This is a genomic window from Croceibacter sp. (assembly GCF_002716225.1).
Lineage (GTDB): Bacteria > Bacteroidota > Bacteroidia > Flavobacteriales > Flavobacteriaceae > Croceibacter > Croceibacter atlanticus.
On record NZ_PAZX01000005.1, the window covers coordinates 73,353 to 91,131 of the forward strand.

General features: G+C 32.7%; 17 protein-coding genes. 8 read left to right on the plus strand and 9 right to left on the minus strand.

Annotated elements, in window-relative coordinates; translation table 11 throughout:
* Nucleotides 1-31 precede the first annotated feature (31 nt).
* Complete coding sequence (locus CL818_RS02275; RefSeq protein WP_013188323.1) at nucleotides 32-508, plus strand: DUF1573 domain-containing protein; 477 nt, start codon at nucleotides 32-34, stop codon at nucleotides 506-508.
* Nucleotides 509-514: 6 nt separating this feature from the next.
* The gene (gene yajC / locus CL818_RS02280; protein WP_013188322.1) at nucleotides 515-808 is read left to right on the plus strand and encodes a preprotein translocase subunit YajC; all 294 of its coding nucleotides are present in this window, start codon (nucleotides 515-517) and stop codon (nucleotides 806-808) included.
* A 91-nt stretch (nucleotides 809-899) separates the two neighbouring features.
* Here yajC and pruA read toward each other — a convergent pair whose 3' ends face one another.
* Nucleotides 900-2,531 (minus strand): L-glutamate gamma-semialdehyde dehydrogenase, encoded by a 1,632-nt coding sequence (gene pruA / locus CL818_RS02285; RefSeq protein ID WP_272974039.1) that lies wholly within the window; start codon nucleotides 2,529-2,531, stop codon nucleotides 900-902.
* Between the two features lie 154 nt (nucleotides 2,532-2,685).
* Here pruA and ytxJ point away from each other — a divergent pair, with 154 nt between their 5' ends.
* The gene (gene ytxJ, locus CL818_RS02290; protein WP_272974038.1) at nucleotides 2,686-3,069 is read left to right on the plus strand and encodes a bacillithiol system redox-active protein YtxJ; all 384 of its coding nucleotides are present in this window, start codon (nucleotides 2,686-2,688) and stop codon (nucleotides 3,067-3,069) included.
* A 2-nt stretch (nucleotides 3,070-3,071) separates the two neighbouring features.
* Here ytxJ and CL818_RS02295 read toward each other — a convergent pair whose 3' ends face one another.
* The gene (locus CL818_RS02295) at nucleotides 3,072-3,827 is read right to left on the minus strand and encodes a DUF6503 family protein (protein ID WP_272974037.1); all 756 of its coding nucleotides are present in this window, start codon (nucleotides 3,825-3,827) and stop codon (nucleotides 3,072-3,074) included.
* A 300-nt stretch (nucleotides 3,828-4,127) separates the two neighbouring features.
* Nucleotides 4,128-4,814, minus strand: a complete 687-nt coding sequence (locus tag CL818_RS02300; protein WP_272974036.1) for an ABC transporter ATP-binding protein — start codon at nucleotides 4,812-4,814, stop codon at nucleotides 4,128-4,130.
* A 128-nt stretch (nucleotides 4,815-4,942) separates the two neighbouring features.
* Here CL818_RS02300 and CL818_RS02305 point away from each other — a divergent pair, with 128 nt between their 5' ends.
* Nucleotides 4,943-5,920, plus strand: a complete 978-nt coding sequence (locus CL818_RS02305; protein ID WP_272974035.1) for a type I phosphomannose isomerase catalytic subunit — start codon at nucleotides 4,943-4,945, stop codon at nucleotides 5,918-5,920.
* Here CL818_RS02305 and CL818_RS02310 read toward each other — a convergent pair.
* Complete coding sequence (locus tag CL818_RS02310) at nucleotides 5,917-7,431, minus strand: serine hydrolase domain-containing protein (protein WP_272974034.1); 1,515 nt, start codon at nucleotides 7,429-7,431, stop codon at nucleotides 5,917-5,919. The two genes, CL818_RS02305 and CL818_RS02310, sit on opposite strands and share 4 nt — an antisense overlap.
* 125 nt (nucleotides 7,432-7,556) lie before the next feature.
* Here CL818_RS02310 and CL818_RS02315 point away from each other — a divergent pair, with 125 nt between their 5' ends.
* On the plus strand, nucleotides 7,557-8,273 hold the full coding sequence (locus CL818_RS02315; protein WP_272974033.1) for a glycosyltransferase family 2 protein: 717 nt from the start codon (nucleotides 7,557-7,559) through the stop codon (nucleotides 8,271-8,273).
* Here CL818_RS02315 and CL818_RS02320 read toward each other — a convergent pair whose 3' ends face one another.
* Nucleotides 8,274-9,044, minus strand: a complete 771-nt coding sequence (locus CL818_RS02320; protein WP_272974032.1) for an O-methyltransferase — start codon at nucleotides 9,042-9,044, stop codon at nucleotides 8,274-8,276. It lies immediately after the preceding gene.
* A gap of 7 nt (nucleotides 9,045-9,051) precedes the next feature.
* The gene (locus CL818_RS02325; RefSeq protein ID WP_272974031.1) at nucleotides 9,052-11,538 is read right to left on the minus strand and encodes a DUF5686 and carboxypeptidase regulatory-like domain-containing protein; all 2,487 of its coding nucleotides are present in this window, start codon (nucleotides 11,536-11,538) and stop codon (nucleotides 9,052-9,054) included.
* 120 nt (nucleotides 11,539-11,658) lie between these two features.
* On the opposite strand from CL818_RS02325, the gene CL818_RS02330 reads away from it, so the two are divergent.
* The gene (locus CL818_RS02330) at nucleotides 11,659-12,594 is read left to right on the plus strand and encodes a lytic transglycosylase domain-containing protein (RefSeq protein WP_272974030.1); all 936 of its coding nucleotides are present in this window, start codon (nucleotides 11,659-11,661) and stop codon (nucleotides 12,592-12,594) included.
* Nucleotides 12,595-12,598: 4 nt separating this feature from the next.
* Nucleotides 12,599-14,050, plus strand: coding sequence for a cardiolipin synthase (gene cls / locus CL818_RS02335; protein WP_272974029.1), 1,452 nt, complete (start codon nucleotides 12,599-12,601; stop codon nucleotides 14,048-14,050).
* Here the strand turns inward: cls and CL818_RS02340 are convergent.
* The 3 genes from CL818_RS02340 to CL818_RS02350 all read right to left on the minus strand — a co-directional run bounded on the left by CL818_RS02340 (nucleotide 14,045) and on the right by CL818_RS02350 (nucleotide 17,281).
* Nucleotides 14,045-15,865 (minus strand): SLC13 family permease, encoded by a 1,821-nt coding sequence (locus CL818_RS02340; RefSeq protein ID WP_272974028.1) that lies wholly within the window; start codon nucleotides 15,863-15,865, stop codon nucleotides 14,045-14,047. The genes cls and CL818_RS02340 overlap by 6 nt on opposite strands.
* 128 nt (nucleotides 15,866-15,993) lie before the next feature.
* On the minus strand, nucleotides 15,994-16,692 hold the full coding sequence (locus CL818_RS02345; RefSeq protein WP_013188307.1) for a TlpA family protein disulfide reductase: 699 nt from the start codon (nucleotides 16,690-16,692) through the stop codon (nucleotides 15,994-15,996).
* Between the two features lie 73 nt (nucleotides 16,693-16,765).
* A complete protein-coding gene (locus CL818_RS02350; protein ID WP_013188306.1) occupies nucleotides 16,766-17,281 on the minus strand; it encodes a membrane protein in 516 nt (171 codons plus the stop codon).
* 257 nt (nucleotides 17,282-17,538) lie between these two features.
* Here CL818_RS02350 and rpmH point away from each other — a divergent pair, with 257 nt between their 5' ends.
* Nucleotides 17,539-17,697, plus strand: a complete 159-nt coding sequence (gene rpmH / locus CL818_RS02355; RefSeq protein WP_013188305.1) for a 50S ribosomal protein L34 — start codon at nucleotides 17,539-17,541, stop codon at nucleotides 17,695-17,697.
* Nucleotides 17,698-17,779 lie beyond the last annotated feature (82 nt).

Here is a 17,779-nt window from a genome sequence, read left to right on the forward strand (position 1 = left end):
CTTAATTTAATCATTAAAAGAATACCTAATTATGAAAAAAGGAATTTTAGTAATGTTTGCAGCAGCAGCAATGGTGTTTACATCTTGTAAAGAAAATGCAGCAGACAAAGTAAACGAAGAGAACGTTGCAGCAGCAGCAGAGCGTGATGCACAAGCAGGAGATTTTCCAGTTATGGAATTTTCTAAAACTGAGCACGACTTTGGTACTATAAACGAAGGTGATGTGGTAGAGCATGAGTTTACATTTACTAACACAGGAAAAGCACCATTAGTAGTAACAAACGCTAAAGGTAGCTGTGGTTGTACTGTACCAACTTGGTCTAAAGAGCCTATTGCTCCAGGTGCAGAAGGTAAAATGTTAGTAAAGTTTAACTCTAACGGAAAGCCTAACCAGCAAGTTAAGACAGTTAACATTACTGCTAACACAGAAGCAGGTAAAGAATTAATTAAAATTAAAGCGTTTGTAACGCCTAAGAAAAAAGCAGCTGGTACTCCAGAAGCTAAATAATTATAAATGGGAGATTTAGGAAGTTTTTTGCCAATATTGGCAATGTTCGCTGTAGTGTATTTCTTTATGATTGCACCACAGATGAAAAGACAAAAGAAAGAAAAGGCATTTGCTAAAGAATTAAAAAAAGGAGACCGTATTGTTACTAAAAGTGGTATGCACGGTAAGATTCTAGATTTTAGTGATAAGCTAGGTGCTGTAGTCATAGAAACCGGTGCAGGTAAAATAACTTTTGACCGCTCTGCAATTTCAATGGAAGCAAGCCAAAAGCTTAATGCGCCGCCAGCAGAGAAAAAATAAATCTCTATTATTCTATTTAGTTAGAATATGAAACATAAAAAAAGAGCCTTCAAATTTTGAAGGCTCTTTTTGTATTTAAGAAGCTTAGGTTTTAATCTTCACCTAAGAAAGGATATCTGTAATCTTTAGGAGCAACAAAAGTTTCCTTAATTAACCTTGGAGATACCCAACGTAATAAGTTAAGCTTACTACCAGCTTTATCATTAGTACCACTTGCTCTAGCACCACCAAATGGTTGTTGCCCAACTACAGCACCAGTACACTTGTCGTTTATATAGAAATTACCTGCGCAGTTTTGTAATGCTTTAGTAGCGTGTGCTGCAGCATGTCTATCTGTAGAGAATATAGATCCTGTTAAAGCGTAGATAGATGTTTCATCAACTAACTTTAAAGTGTCATCAAACTCTTCATCTTCGTATACATAAATGGTAACAACAGGTCCAAATAATTCTGTTTGCATTGTTGTATACTTAGGGTTGTCTGTTACAATTACTGTAGGTTCAACAAACCAACCTTTACTCTTGTCGTAGTTTCCGCCAACAATTATCTCTGCATCTTTATCTTCTTTAGCTTTATCTATATAACTAGCTAGTTTATCAAAAGAGCCTTCGTGTATAACCGCAGTTACAAAGTTCCCCATATCTTCCGGAGATCCCATTTTAAATGATTTTACATCTTCAACAAGATATTTTTTTACATCTGCCCATAAACTCTTAGGGATATAACATCTTGAACAAGCACTACATTTCTGACCCTGAAATTCGAATGCACCTCTTGCAATTGCTGTTGCAAGTTGTTTAGCATCTGCAGATTTGTGAGCCATGATGAAATCTTTTCCACCAGTTTCTCCCACAATTCTTGGGTAAGTTTTATAAGTATGTATATTGTTTCCAATTGTTTTCCATAAATCTTGAAAAACATTAGTACTTCCTGTAAAGTGTAGGCCTGTAAAATCTGGGTGACTTATTGCAACATCAGAAATCATAACAGGATCTCCCATTACCATATTAATAACACCATCTGGTACGCCAGCCTCCTTAAATACTTCCATCACAACTTGTGCAGAGTATACTTGGCTATCACTTGGTTTCCAAAGAGCTACATTACCCATTAATGCTGCACTTGCAGGAAGGTTTCCGGCAATAGCAGTAAAGTTAAATGGTGTAATTGCATATACAAAACCTTCTAATGGTCTGTACTCAACACGATTCCAAGCCTCAGATGTAGATTCTGGTTGATCGTCAAAAATCTGTGTCATATATTCTACGTTAAATCGTAGAAAGTCAATCAACTCACAAGCTGAATCTATTTCTGCTTGAAATATTGTTTTAGACTGCGCAAGCATTGTAGCGGCATTTATTTTTGCTCTATATGGTCCTGCAATAAGCTCGGCTGCTCTTAAAAATACAGCTGCACGTTGTTCCCAAGGAAGATCTGCCCATTCTTGACGAGCTTTTAAAGAACCTTCAATAGCTTCTTCAACGTTTTCCCTTGTTGCTTTGTGATAGGTACCTAATGTATGTTTATGGTCGTGAGGCGGATGCATAGTAGCAGTATCTCCAGTTTTAACCTCTTTTCCGTTTATATAACAAGGTACTTCAATAGTACTGTTGTATAACTCTTTGTAGGTGTTTAAAACCTCTTCACGCTCTGGCGATCCAGGAGCATAACTCTTAATTGGTTCATTTACCGCTGGCGGCACATGAAAAAATCCTTTTCCCATAATAATATATCTATTTTATTGGTTATTCTTTATCTCTTACAAATGTAAGGATTTGAACTTGTTTACTATAGAAACACTAGTGTTTAACAAGAATTTACAGGTCTAAAAGTTGAGAGCAGGAAATCATTTATTAATTTTACATAAAAATACGACTATGGGATTCTTCGATAAATTTAAAAGCTCAAGAGATATTGCAAAAGAAGAGATTAAGGAAGTACCTTGGAAACTACTTTCTGATGTTTCTCAATTGGATGAAATACTAGAGGAATCTAAATCGAAACCTGTAGGCATTTTTAAGCATTCTACACGTTGTGGTATTAGTAAAATGGTTCTTAAAGGATTTGAGCGTGAGTATGATTTAGATGATGAGAAAGCAAGCATCTATATGTTAGACTTGTTAAACTACAGATCTATCTCTAATGAAATTGCTGCTAAATTTCGGGTGTTTCACGAGTCACCACAATTTATTGTACTTGAAAACGGACAAACTAAGAGTCACGCTTCACACCAAAGTATTTCTGTAGATCAACTAAAATAAATTTAACAATCTTTGTCTAACAGCTCAACTGAAACATCTTCAGTCTCTATTTTAGAAAGAAGTTGTAATTGGTTGTTTTTAAATAAAGAATCTATAGTAGTAATAGAGTAGTCTTTAGTTTTTGGTTTGTAATTTTTGTAGTCTACAAATCTAAGACCATTAACAGTCCTTGCATTATATGCTTCTCTAAATCTAATACCACCACCATTAACCTCATAGGTATACGCTAAATAGTCTATAGTAAAACGTTTTTTATTTATCCAATACATATAAACGTCTTGGTAGTCTGTACCTCCACCATCTTGATTAAACCAAACTTTAATTTTGTAATACTCTGTATCTTTTAAACTAGTTTCTTCTACCAACTTTTTATTAACTGAAGCATCATTTAAGCCATATGGTAAGTGTGCGAAGTAATGAACTGAGTTAATACCGTCACTAATTTTTGCTATAAGAGTATCGTGAACTTTATCTGGTTTACCATCTTTTAAACGCATTAAACCATCATTATCTAGCATGTCATGTGTGATTTGCCCTGTAGAGTCTGTAGCAAAACGCTCTAGCATGAATTTGTTGCATTGTCTTGTGCTTTTATACACTTTGTCCCTAAAGTTAAATGTAATCTGTGCACTCTTATAAAGCTCACCTCCAGAAACTTTTATTGTTTTATCTATTATTTCTTGAGCGGTATAAATTGGTTCGTTATTACATGAAGTTATAATAAGAGCTAATACACAAAGGAGTAGAGAAGTGCGCATGATATGGTATAGAGTTTTTACAAAGAACGTAAATGCGACTAAAACCAATTGTTAAGCCTAGTATAAATCTCTAAAGATTTTTGCTTCTTCTTTCTTTGTATCGTTCTCTAAACGTTCTGTTTTTAGTTTGGCTTAGTTTGTTTTTATTCTTTCTGTTATTGGCTAATATGATTAGGAATAAAAATGCAAGACAAACAAATACTAAGATGAGTTGAGTAAGTGGCGATAAGTTTTCAAAAAAATCTAACATAGATTAAAAGTACAACCTAAGAACTATAAATTAAAATGATGTTGTTTAAATTATCTATTTCTTGTGTCACTTTCAATAATACCGTCACGAAGTCTTATAACACGATGCGCATGTTCTGCAATATCTTCTTCGTGAGTTACTAAGATTACTGTGTTTCCAGCTTTATGTATATCATCAAAGAGTGCCATGATTTCTACAGAAGTTTTAGAATCTAAGTTTCCTGTAGGCTCATCTGCAAGTATAATAGAGGGTTTGTTAACTAACGCTCTACCAACAGCAACACGTTGGCGTTGCCCTCCAGAAAGTTGGTTAGGCTTATGGTCCATACGGTCTGCTAAACCTACATCTGTAAGAACCTCACTAGCGCGTTCATTTCGTTCAGATTTTGTGGCGCCTGCATAAACCATTGGCAATGCCACATTGTCTAAAGCAGTGGTTCTTGGTAAGAGATTAAAGGTTTGAAATACAAAGCCAATTTCTTTATTTCTTATATCTGCAAGCTCATCATCTGTCATTTGGCTTACATCTTTTCCGTTAAGTGTATAAGAACCATCTGTAGGAGTGTCTAAACAGCCTAAAAGATTCATAAGTGTAGATTTTCCAGAACCAGATGGTCCCATGAACGCTACATATTCACCTTTCGTTATGTCTAGGTCTATGCCTTTTAAAACGTGAACAGTTTCTTGACCTAATTGAAAATCTCTAATAATATTCCTAATCTCTATGACGTTGGACATGCTTTAGTTTTTTTAATAGGACGCTAGCCTATAAAATTTGTTACAATAGGATGTAAGTAAATTTACAGCTTTCAATAATCATACTGTATATTTGTACTTCTGCATAATGCAAAACTATTTTAGCTACTATGGATTCTTCAATACTTTATCCACTTAAATTTAAACCACTTTATAAATATAGAATTTGGGGTGGTGAAAAATTAAGAACTACATTAAATAAAAATTTTGAGGAATCTAATATTGGCGAATCCTGGGAGATTTCTGATGTTAAGAATAATCAAACTTTAGTAAAAGATGGAAGCCTAAAAGGAATGAGCCTTCAAGAACTTGCTGAAACCTTTACTACAGAGTTTATGGGAACTCATGTATATAAAACTTTTGGAACGAACTTTCCTTTACTTTTAAAATATATAGACGCAAAAAAACCATTGTCTATACAGGTGCACCCTAATAATGAGCTTGCTGAAAACCGTCATGATTCTTCTGGGAAAAATGAGATGTGGTACATTATGGATGCCGAGGATGATGCTGAAATAATAGTGGGTTTTAGTAAAGTAGTAACAAAAGAAGAGTATCAAGACGCTCTAAAATCATCTAGCATAACTAAAATCTTAAATAAAGAATCTGTCACTAGAGGCGATGTATTTAATATTCCTACTGGTCGAGTTCACGCAATTGGCGCAGGTGTATTGTTAGCTGAAATTCAACAGACATCTGATGTTACCTATAGAATTTATGACTACGATAGAGTAGATGCTAAAACTGGAGAGCTAAGAGAATTACATACCGAGCAAGCTTTGGATGCTATTGATTTTGATGTAAAAGACTCTTATAAAACGAGCTATTCAATTAAAGAAAATGCATCTTCTAAATTAATACATACGCCATACTTTAAAACCAACATCTTAGCAATGAATGGAAATCTAAAGAGAGATTTCTCTAATTTAGACTCCTTTGTAATACTTATGAGTGTTGAAGGTTCTTTTATAGTTACTTACAAAGAATATAACTATTCTATAAAATTTGGTGAGACCTTATTAATTCCTGCTTGCATTACAGATATAGAGATAGACGGAAAAGGAAAGCTATTAGAGGTTAACCTTTAAGAAGCATTTACTAAGGCTTCAATTTTTGTAATCATTTCTTTAGCATTTGTTGCGTTAGGATCTAGAGACAATGCTTTTTTATAATTTTTTAATGCCATTTGATAATTTCCTTCTTCTAAATATGCTTCACCTAAACTATCAAAAGGATTAGATGACTCAGGAAACTCTTCAGTATTAAGGGTGAATATTTTAATGGCACCTTGAGTATCTCCACTTCTAAGCACTCTATATCCTAAACTATTTAATGAATTTTCATCTGAAAAGTCATAAACTTCAGGTTTGTTTTTTTTTAATTCTTTATAATAAGTCACACCATCGTTTACATTAGTATTAATGCTATCTTCTATAGCATAAGTGATAGATTTTTTTCCAAAAGGCTTAAGATCATCTACCAAACCTAAAACAACATTATCTAACACATTAGATGCCTTTGCGCCACTAGTATTGGTTGTAACTACAACACCCATATTATATTTAGGATATACATAAACAAAAGTGTTAAAGCCAAAAGCACCACCATGATGTTCATAATAAATACCGTGGATAGGATGATTTTCTACAGGCCAGAAATAGGCCATATACTCAGCGTCACTAAAGGTGTAAACTTTTTCGTGACTTTTTTGAGCTAATACGTTTGTACTATCTAATTGAAACTCGATATAATTTAAAATATCTGGCACAGTAGATTTAACGCCACCTTCTGCACCCCAAAGATTTTTACCTAATGGTAAAAATGGCATTTTTGTACGTTTATCATTATAACCTTGAGCTAAATTTAAAGAGTCTAGCTTAGTTAACTTAAGCTTACTGTTATTCATATTAAGATTATCAAATAAAACATCTTTCAACAAATTATCATAAGACTTATGATTTACTTGCTCTAAAATATGACCTGTAAGATTAGCGCCAAGATTAGAGTAACTGTAAATATGACCAGGCAACGTATCTAATTTTATCTCGTGTAGATAATTGAAGAAATCGTCTTGGGAATACCCCATTTCAATAGCATTAAACTTAAAAGCAGTACTATCATTAATTGTCTGCATAATTTCAGCAATGCCTTTATTGTTGCTAGGTAATCTTGAGGTATGAGATAATAAATCTCTTATCCTAATAGGAGTACCGTTGTACTCTAGGTTTGGATAATCTTCATCTAAAAACGTTCTTATATAATCATCTAAAGAAAGTTTACCCTCTAAAACTGCTTGAGCTACTAAAGCACCAGTCATTGTTTTAGTAACAGAAGCTATCTCATAAAGTGTTGAGTCGTTTGGAGTATTGCCAGTATTTGGATCTAGCTCACCATAATGAGAAGTATATTTATTACCATCTTTAAAAATGCCTATTGATATAGCAGTAACAGATTCACCCTTCAGAAATCGAGAAGCATTAGTATTCATAGATTTTTGAACAGCAGTAGCATTTTCATTCTTAGAAGTAGTTTTAGGCTTGTTTTTACAGCTAAATATAAAAAGTGTCATTAATGCTAAAAGGAAAGATGAAGATTTCATAGGTTGGATTTTGGTTGTAATTAATAGACGTGCCCAATTTAAATATGTTACACATATCTTTAAATGAGGTATTTAACTATTACTAAAAAAACACTTACTTTAGCAATTGTAAAACTTAGTAAATTTTGAATACACTCTCTATAGTTGTACCAGCTTACAACGAATCTGCCACCATAGATATAATTTTAAACGTTCTTGTTAATGTATCTCTTCCGGAAGGCTTAGATAGAGAAATTGTAATTGTGAATGATTTTTCTACAGATGATACTTCTATTAAGATACAAGAATTTATAGAGAACAATCCGCAGACAAAATTTCAATTCTTCAGCCAACCTAAAAATATGGGGAAAGGTGCAGCGCTTCATAAAGGAATTGAAATGGCTAATGGTGATTTTATCATTATACAAGATGCAGATTTAGAGTACGATCCAGAAGAGTATAATAAATTACTTAAGCCTATATTAAATGGTAATGCAGATGTTGTATACGGTTCTAGATTTATGGGTGGTAATCCGCATAGAATCTTATTCTTTTGGCATACAATAGGTAATAAATTTCTCACATTTTTAAGCAATATGTTTACCAATCTTAACTTAACAGATATGGAAACTTGCTATAAACTCTTTAGAGCAGATATGCTCAAATCTTTAACACTGAAAGAAAGACGATTTGGATTTGAGCCTGAGGTTACCGCTAAAATCTCTAGAATTCCTAAGGTTAGGATTTATGAGGTTGGAATTTCCTATTACGGAAGAACTTATGAAGAAGGTAAAAAGATAAATTGGAAGGATGGTATAAGAGCATTGTGGTGCATTTTGAAGTATAATATTTGGGCTAGGTAGTTACACCCTTATTACAAAATGCTCCTTAGCTTGCTCTTTTCTTAAAAATACAAATCCCCACTTAAACGTATCTATAGTAACTGTAACGCTTTCATGATTTTTAATAAGCTCCCAAGCCTTTGTCATATCTTTATTAAGATAAATATCATCAAAAATAAATACAGTGTCGTTGTGGCTTAGCTGTAAAAGTGCTTCAAAATAACGTAGTGTAGCATTTTTGGTATGGTTGCCGTCAATAAAAACTAAATCAAATGTGGATTGTAGGTTTGGTAACACTGAATCAAAGTCCCCATTTATTATCTCGATGTTCTCAAAGTTAAAGCTGTTAAAATTGTCTTTTGCTAGTTTGGCAGTTTCTGGGCAACCTTCAATAGTTAATACAGATGTATTTTCATTTCCTGCTGCAATAGCAACAGAACCTAAGCCAACTGATGTGCCTAACTCCAACGCTTTTAAAATATTAAGATACCTAACTATCCTGTTTAAAAGTTTGGCGCGTTTTAATTTTGTACCTGCAAACTTTCCTATTTTAGAAACCTTACGCTCTGAAGATTTAAATATGCGAGATCCTGAACCTAAATCTGAAACGCTTATAGTTGCCTTATTCTTTCGAATACGCTTTTTGTAAGACTTTATAATTTCATAAGCTGTATGCTGTTGGCGTTTATAAAAGCATTGTGTTACTAATTGATACACAAATGGTGAATGAACGCCGTGCTGATTTCTAGATGTTCTTAGAAACTTTAAGTAAGATTTAGATTGGTGTATCATAAAAACGCTAGTCTATTCCCAATAAATTTAAAACTTTAAGTCCAAAGATAAAGGCACTTTCTTTATTACCATTTATATTGCTAGTAACGTAATCTACCCGAAAAAAACGAAATTTCCCGAAACCAACATTATCAAACCCAACAGAGTATTCTGTATAAGGTTTATTTTGAGTTGTATTTAGTGTGTGTGCGCCTAGTACCAAGCTAAAGCCTAATGTGTTTACTAAAGGTATTTTATTTAAAATATAGCCTTTAAAATCGTGCTCTAAGTGACCTTCAAAATATGTATCATTAGTGCTTAAAGCATAATATGGTAATAGGTTAAAATTATTAAGATATGTATTACTGGTACCTATTCTTGTTTGGTTACCATTAAAATGTTTAAAATCTAAATAACTAATAGCTTCACCATTTAAAAATGTACCTGTTCTTAGGTTATATCCAAATCTACCTTTATTTCCAATATTAAAAGCTTGTGCAAGTCTGGCTTTAAGATGATGAAAATTATAATCACTTACAGTAGCTCCATAACCACCTTCGTAGCCAAGAAACAAAACGGGATATTTGTCTGGTCTAGTATTGTATTTGCCATCAGGATAGCTGTAGTATTTCTGTCCAAAAACTAGTTGGGCATTAAGGCTTGCTTTTACAATATTATGTTCAACAAATGGAGCGGAATTTTCATTTAAAGGTTGTAATGGATTGTTGCTTGTAAATTGCTCATCTTCTCTTGGATAAAATGTTTGGTCTGTAGTATTAAATAGAGGTATTCTACGTTCATAACTAGCGCCTCCATAAAATCTTAATCCATTAATTAATTCTTGAGAATAACCAATTTGTGCATATTGCCTTTCATATATTTTTAAATAATTGCGTTCAAAGAAAAGACTAGCAAAATCATTTACTATAAGTTTAATAGGCTCTTCGGAGTTTATCTGTTGTGTCTCTGTTCCTGCTTCAAGTGAAAGAATAGGTCTCGATGTATTATTAAATTTTTGTTGATATCCTGCTTTTAACCTAAGTTTCTCATCTGATGTACCATAATTACCAGTTGTATACAAACGCCAATATTTTCGATTAAATTCCTCTTGATTTTTTTGAAAGCTAGCAGTGAGTGAGCCATTCCAACCTTGTACTGTATTGTAGTGTATATTTGTTATTGGAGCACTTATATCAAAATCATATTTTTTGAACGAATTCTTATAGTGATATCCAAAAAGTACATCTGAAATTTTAAAACGGTTTTCTGCTCGATCTACAGAGTCTAAATAGGTTTTTGAACCGCGTATTTCTTGTATGCTGTCTTTTTTAATGTAATCTGTTAGTTCTTCATCTGTAAGCGGTACTGGTCTTACACCTTTCCAGAAAATCGAATCCTTTTTGTTAGCTTCAGATTCATATGTTAATATTTCACTACCAAATGTTTTAGAATCAAATTGAGGTGAAAAATCATAATTACTATAAACAGCGGTAAACCTTCCATTTCCTTTAACACCAAAAAAAGCAAAACTAAAATCGACTACTTGAGACGTTCTTAACCAAAGCGAATCAATAGTGGAATATTTAAAATTTTGTGTAAACACAAGGGTTTCAATAAAAGGAATTTGAATTGCTTTTCCTGTAATATTTAATGCTGTACCATAAATTTCATAAGTATCTTCAGAAATATAAATTAACCCAGAAAATACAGGATCATTTTGGCGTTTTGGGATAACTTCTATTTTATTAATTAAATGCCCTAAATCGTCATAAAATACACCAACTAGCTTGTAATCGTAATAGTTAAAAGCATAGTCTGCAATTGGTGAAATTACTTGGGTGTTAAGATTTATAGTATTGTTATAAAAAGAAATATTACTTTCTTGAGCAGTGTTTAAACTAAATCCATTGTCATCTCCACTTACAATAGATGCCACAATATTTTCCTTAAAATTATCTGGAGCTTTATATTTAATTTCACTAATGGTTTCACTTAAGTAAATAACGCCTTGTCTTGTAGAGTCTAAGCCACCATTAAAATCACCAATTTCCTGACCAAGTATTTTTTCTGGAGCATCTTCAATTCGCCATAAGCCTCTGGAATAAAAATCGGCAGTAAATTCATCTGTTTTAGCAAGGTTTGTTTTCCTGTTTGCTATAGCCTCACGAATAATCCTATAGGCAGGATTTTCGCCAGAGTTTAAAACAACTTCATCTAAACTTGTAGTTTCTTCCTGTAATGTAGCATTTAAAATATATGGCAGTTTAGAAACTTGTACTGTTTTCTTTTCTGGAGTATATCCTATAAATTGAAAACTTATGGTATATGTACCAAGAGCATCTATATTTAATTCATAATTACCATCTTTATTGGTAGTTGTGCCTGTACTGGAGTTATCGATATAAATATTTACAAAAGGAAGTGGCTCGCCGCTGGCATCTGTAACTTTACCAATAATCTGAGAAGAAGCTACCGTGTATAGCAATAAAAATAAAAAAGAGGTATATAGTTTCATAGTACAGATTATAAGTCACGAAAATAGCATAAATAGACTTAAAAATTAATAGACATTAACACAAGTGCTAATGTACTATTGTGCTTAATTATCATTAATTTTATCAAAAAAAGTAAGCAGATGAAGATTTTAAAATCAATTTTAACAGGAATAGGAGTAATAGCAGTAATTGGTGTAAGTATACAAGCTGTTCAAGATGCGCCTACAGCTCCTAAGAATGAAAATACAGAAGTAAAAGTTGTAAATGATTATAATGTATACGCTCTACCACTTCCAGATAATTTAAATTTTGCGGGAGAACCTGTTCCGGTTCAAAATCCAGATATTAAGGAGCGTATGGATAGAGAACTTTTAGTAAATACCTATTGGCAGTCTAACGGTCTTTTACTTTTTAAAAGAGCTAATAAATACTTTCCTATAATAGAACCAATATTAAAAGAAGAAGGTGTGCCAGAAGATTTAAAGTACTTGGCAGTGATAGAAAGTGGATTAACACAGGCTGTTTCTCCTGCTAGAGCAACAGGGTTCTGGCAAATTTTAAAAGAAACAGGTAAAGAATACGGTTTAGAAGTAAATGATAATGTAGATGAACGTTACCATATAGAAAAATCTACAAGAGCTGCCTGTAAATATTTAAAAGCATCTAAAGAACGTTTTGGATCTTGGACACTTGCAGCTGCAGCATATAATGCAGGTAATTATGGTGTTTCTAGAGAAATGGAGCGTCAAAATGTAGATGGTTATTATGACTTATTACTTGGTGAAGAAACGGGACGTTACGTTTTTAGAATTTTAGCATTGAAAGAAATTTTAAGCAACCCAGGAAAATATGGTTTCAATTTTCAAGAAAAAGATCTTTACACAGAAGTGCCTACGTACAAAGTTTCAGTAGATACTGCAGTTTCAGACTTTACAAAATTTGCTGAAGGTTTTGGTATAAACTACAAAATCTTAAAGATTCACAATCCTTGGCTTAGAGAGAAGCATTTAAATAACTCTTCTCGCAAACAATACTCTATAGATATTCCAGAAGAAGGATACTATACAACGCCTTAACTATATGCAATACATACAAGATAACATTTGGATTATTTTATTAATAGTAAATTATGCTGTGGCTTTGGTTACAGCATTTTTTGTCTTGCTGCATAACCGTAATCCTTCTAGGACGTTATCTTATTTCCTAATATTAATTGTGTTGCCGTTTGTAGGCATCTTTGTCTACTATTTTTTTGGTCAAGAGTACAGAAAGGAAAAACTGTTTGATAAGAAAAAAGTTATGAGTAACTCTATTCTTAAAAAATGGGAAAAGCGCCTTTTAGTAGATGATACAGATATTGAAGGAGAAAAAAATGATATTATAGAAAAGCAGTCTAAGCTTATAAAACTCATTCAAAACAAACCAAGAAAGCCACTTACATATAATAATAAAGTAGAACTGTTAATTAACGGTAATAACACCTTCGATGCTATTTTTGAAGCTTTAAGACAAGCTAAAGATCATATACATTTAGAGTACTATATCTTTTCTGCAGATAAGATAGGGAAACAACTTATAAATATACTTTGCGACAAGGCTAATGAAGGAGTAAGTGTTAAAGTCATGTATGATTACGTTGGTAATCAATTAAAATCTCCAAATGTAGAGCAGTTAAAAAGCTGTGGTGTAGAAATACACCCATTTATGCCGGTTTGGTTTCCTAACCTAACTAGAAAACTAAACTATAGGGATCATAGAAAAATTACGGTTATTGATGGTGTTGTAGGTTTTTTGGGAGGCGTAAATATTTCAGACGAGTATTGTAACGGGCAGAATGATGTGTATTGGAGAGATACCCATTTAAAAATTGAAGGTGATGCTGTAAAGTCCTTACAATCGCAGTTTCTATTAAATTGGAGTTTTGTGACAGATCAAGAAATAGATATAGAGGAGAAATACTTTCCATCTGTAAACTTTAAGGCAAATTTGCCAATACAGATCGTTGCTAGTGGTCCAGATTCAAGATGGCCATATATTATGGAAGCTATTTTTATGGCTATAAATAATGCTCAAAAAAGTATAAAAATTACAACGCCATATTTTATTCCTAATGATCAAATTCTTACGGCTTTAAAAACAGCGAGTAGAAGTGGAGTAGATGTGCAGATAATAATTCCTAAAGAAGGCGATTCTTTTGCAGCTAAATATGCAACCTATTCTTATATAGAAGAACTTTTAGAATCTGGAATTAGAGTATTCTGTTATTGCAAAGGTATGGTGCATGCCAAAACCATTGTAATCGACGAGCAATTAAGCAGTATAGGAACAAGTAATATGGACTATAGAAGCTTTAATATAAACTTTGAGATAAATGCATTACTCTTTAATGATGACTTTGGTAAGCAAATGACAGAGATGTTTGAGAGAGACTTGGAAGATACAGAAGAGTTAAATCTTGAGCAGTGGCGTGACAGAGCACTTTCAGAAAAACTTAAAGAATCATTTAATCGTCTTTGGGCTCCACTCTTATAATAATGTAGATAGGAGTAAAGTAGCGCACACCCATAATATTACAGAAAGAATACCTCCAACAATTAAGAAGTGCTTAAACTTATAAATACCTAATCCGTAAATTAGTGTGTTTGTTTGGTAACCAACGGGCGTGAAAAAACTAAAATTAGCAGCAAACATAATAGCAAGAATAAAAGGTTTTAGAGATAAGCCTAAGCCATTGGCAACAGAAATTGCAATAGGTAACATGATAATTGCTGTGGCATTATTGGAGATTGTACCACTTAATAACATAGTGACAAGAAAAATAAGGCCAAGTACAAATACATCGCCTTTCCCAACCATTATAGCTATAAGGTTTTCAGAAATCCACATATCTGCACCACTATTGCTCATAGCAACACCAAGCGGAATCATGCCTGCTAGAAGAAAGATAATCTGCCAGTCAATTTTTTTATAGGTATTATTTAAGTCAAGACATTTTGTTCCCAGCATTAGTGCAACACCAGTAATAGCACTAGCTAAAATTGTAAGAACACCAGATGCAGCTAAGCCCACAACTAATAAGAAAATTATAAATGCTGTTATTCTTTTTTGTTTTGAAGCGCTGTTTACAAAATCATGTCTATCTATAACAGCAACATTTTCAATAGTATCTATCTCAGAAAGCGATTTGTCTGATGTTTCAATAAGTATACGGTCGCCTGGTTTTAAATTTATATCATTAAAGTCCTTTCTTATAAGGCGCTCCTTTGTATTTCTTAAGTTTTTACGTTTTTTAATAGCTATTGGCGTTGCGCCTCTAAGTGAATAATTTCTTAGGTCTGTTAGCGTTTTTCCCAATAAAATTGAACCAGGTAATAACAAAAGCTCTGCATAGGTTGTTTTAGGTTTTTTTAGTTCTGCTTTGTCTTGGTTGTCTTCGTTTGTTTTTTCTGTGGTTTTTAATTTGCTATCGTGGATTATAAATTCCTCTTGTTCAGATAATTTTACAAGATTTTCAAAATCGCACATCACAATTAATTTGTCTTCTTCTCTTAGTGATATATACCTTCCAGGTTCATTTATAACATTGTCTTCTCGTATTAATTTTAAGACAGAAAGATCTTTATCACCATAAAAGATAGTGTCCTCAATACGTTTGCCTATCAATTTAGAATCTGGAGCAATTTCAACAGTTGCCACTAGAGAATCTAGACCGTATTCGGAGTCTATTTCTTCAGGTTTTGTTTTCGGCAAAAACTTTGAAGCAAACACCATATACACAATACCTATCACTAAAAAACATAAACCATAAATAGCAAACTCAAAAAAGCCCAAGCGTTCTGCGCCATATTCTTGAGCTAAACTATTTACAATTAAGTTTGTTGAGGTTCCCATTAGGGTGCAGCTACCACCTAAAATTCCTGCAAAAGAAATTGGCATGAGTAGTTTTCCAGATGGTATTTTAAAACGTTCGGATAGCTGGAACACAATCTTAATAAAGATTATAACTACTGCTGTTGTACTTATAAATGCCGAAATTCCAGCAGTAACCACCATAAATATTGGGGCTATTAAAATTAACGGTAGTATGCTAAGTTTTTTTAGGCCTTCGCTTAGCCATTTTATAACGCCATTTTCTTCTAAACCAATGGCAACTATCATTAAGCATAGTACTGTAATGGTGGCAGAGTTAGAAAAGCCACTAATAGCTTCTTCTGGAGAAACGAGTTGTAACAGTGTAAGAGAGGCAATTAAGAAAAACGCAATTTTATCTACAGTAAAGTATTCTGTTACAAATAATACTATAGTAATAAATATGATGCTGAATACTAAGATAATGTCTAACTCCACTAAACCCCTTATTTAAATACCTATTAAAAATACGTGGTATCTCAATTAGTTGTTAGGTCATTATAATAAATTTATGATTTAACTAATAAGTAGTATTAGCTTAATAAGGAAATGGATTACTTTAAAGGTTAATACCCATAAAGTGGTTGGTCTTGTTTTTTAGCTTCTTCAGAAAGTAATAAAGACAAACCTTGCGAGATTGTGTTGTAGTTTAGGTTATAAGATTCTGAATAACTAATATGAAGCGGATGAAATACAGTTCTCTTAATGTCGATTATCTTTTTATCAGATCCTAAATAAAAAGAAGTAGGAAAGCCCAAAGAGTGTTTCATCTTCTTTACAATATTGTCATTGGAGTTTTCCAGCTCGTCTACATATAAAATATCTACATGTTTGTTATATTTTTTTGAAGACTTTCTAACATTAGTTTTCTTATCCCAAAATAGGACAACAAAATCTATGTCTTTCTTATATTTTTTGGCAAGTTCATTTATTGCAGGAATTTCGCCTTCTGTAGGGACACACCAAGAGGCGTATGTAACTAAAAACATAGGCTTCTTATAATCATCAAAGCAATCTATACTTTTAGCAAGACAGTCTACCTTAAAATTATCTAGATAAGTACCTCGTAAATGATGTTTAACAAGAGAGTCAAACATAAACTCTGCACGCTCGTAATCTTTAGCTTCGTAGGCTTTGTTTATTTTCTTGTTGTATTTGGTGAGGTGAGTAGCAATAGCTTCAGAAAATAAATTGTTTCTAGTCTGAGAAGCGGCAATAAAATGTGAGCATAAAATTATCAATACATAAAGTAATGCTCTGTTCATATACTAGGTTTTATAGCATAAAACTATGATATATAAACATCTTAACAAAATTTTAAAATAAGAAACGCAATAATTAGATGCGTTTCATTTGCTGTTTCATCATTTTAAGTTGTTCAGCAAGCATACCATGTTTGTCTAGTTTCTTAGCTTCTGTCATTAACAGTTGTGCTTCTCGCTTACGGCGTTTAGTCATAGCTATTCCTGCAAGATTTAATTTTGCCATAGCTAAATCTTGATCCATAGATAAACCAAGTTTTATTGCTTTCTTAAAATACTTTTCTGCTTTTGTAATATTAGTTTGAGAAATCATTAACCCATGTAGGTAATGAAAATAACCTTGTTGTTTCTTTACAAGAGCAGCTTCAGGATTCTTTATTTTATCTAGCCATTTTTTAGCGCCAGGAAAATCTTGCTTACGTAACCTTAAAAATGCTAGCAGAATCATTTCATTTTTAAAATATAAGAACACAAAAATACCAGCAAGTAAGATTAATAGTATACCATTACCAATATTGCCTTCAACCATTTGCCAAATTGCCCAAGCTACAATTGCAGCTGCTATAACGAGTTTAATGTTTTTATTGAACATTGCTTATATTTAAATTTTAAGATTGCAAAGATAACATTTCATATCTTTTATTAAGGCTGATGCTTACAAATACAATGCTCTTTTTAACAAGATTTCTTATTGAAAACCTTAAATTTGAATAGAATTTTATACTCGTGTAAAAAAGTTTAAAAAAATGATATTGAGGCTTGCTGAAGCGAAATAAAATTGTATATTTGCACGCAGTTTTGAAAAGAGATAATTCCTAACGGAAGTTTAAAGATAAAGATTATACTACGATGAAAAGAACGTTTCAACCATCTAAGAGAAAAAGAAAGAACAAACACGGTTTCAGAGAGCGTATGGCTTCTGTAAATGGTAGAAAAGTTCTTGCTAGAAGAAGAGCAAAAGGACGTAAGAAACTATCAGTATCATCTGAGATGAGACACAAACACTAAGGTATTATGCCTTTAGTTTAAAAATATCAAGGCGTTGCTTTTTTAAAGTAACGCCTTTTTTTATACCCAATAGTCTGGTAAG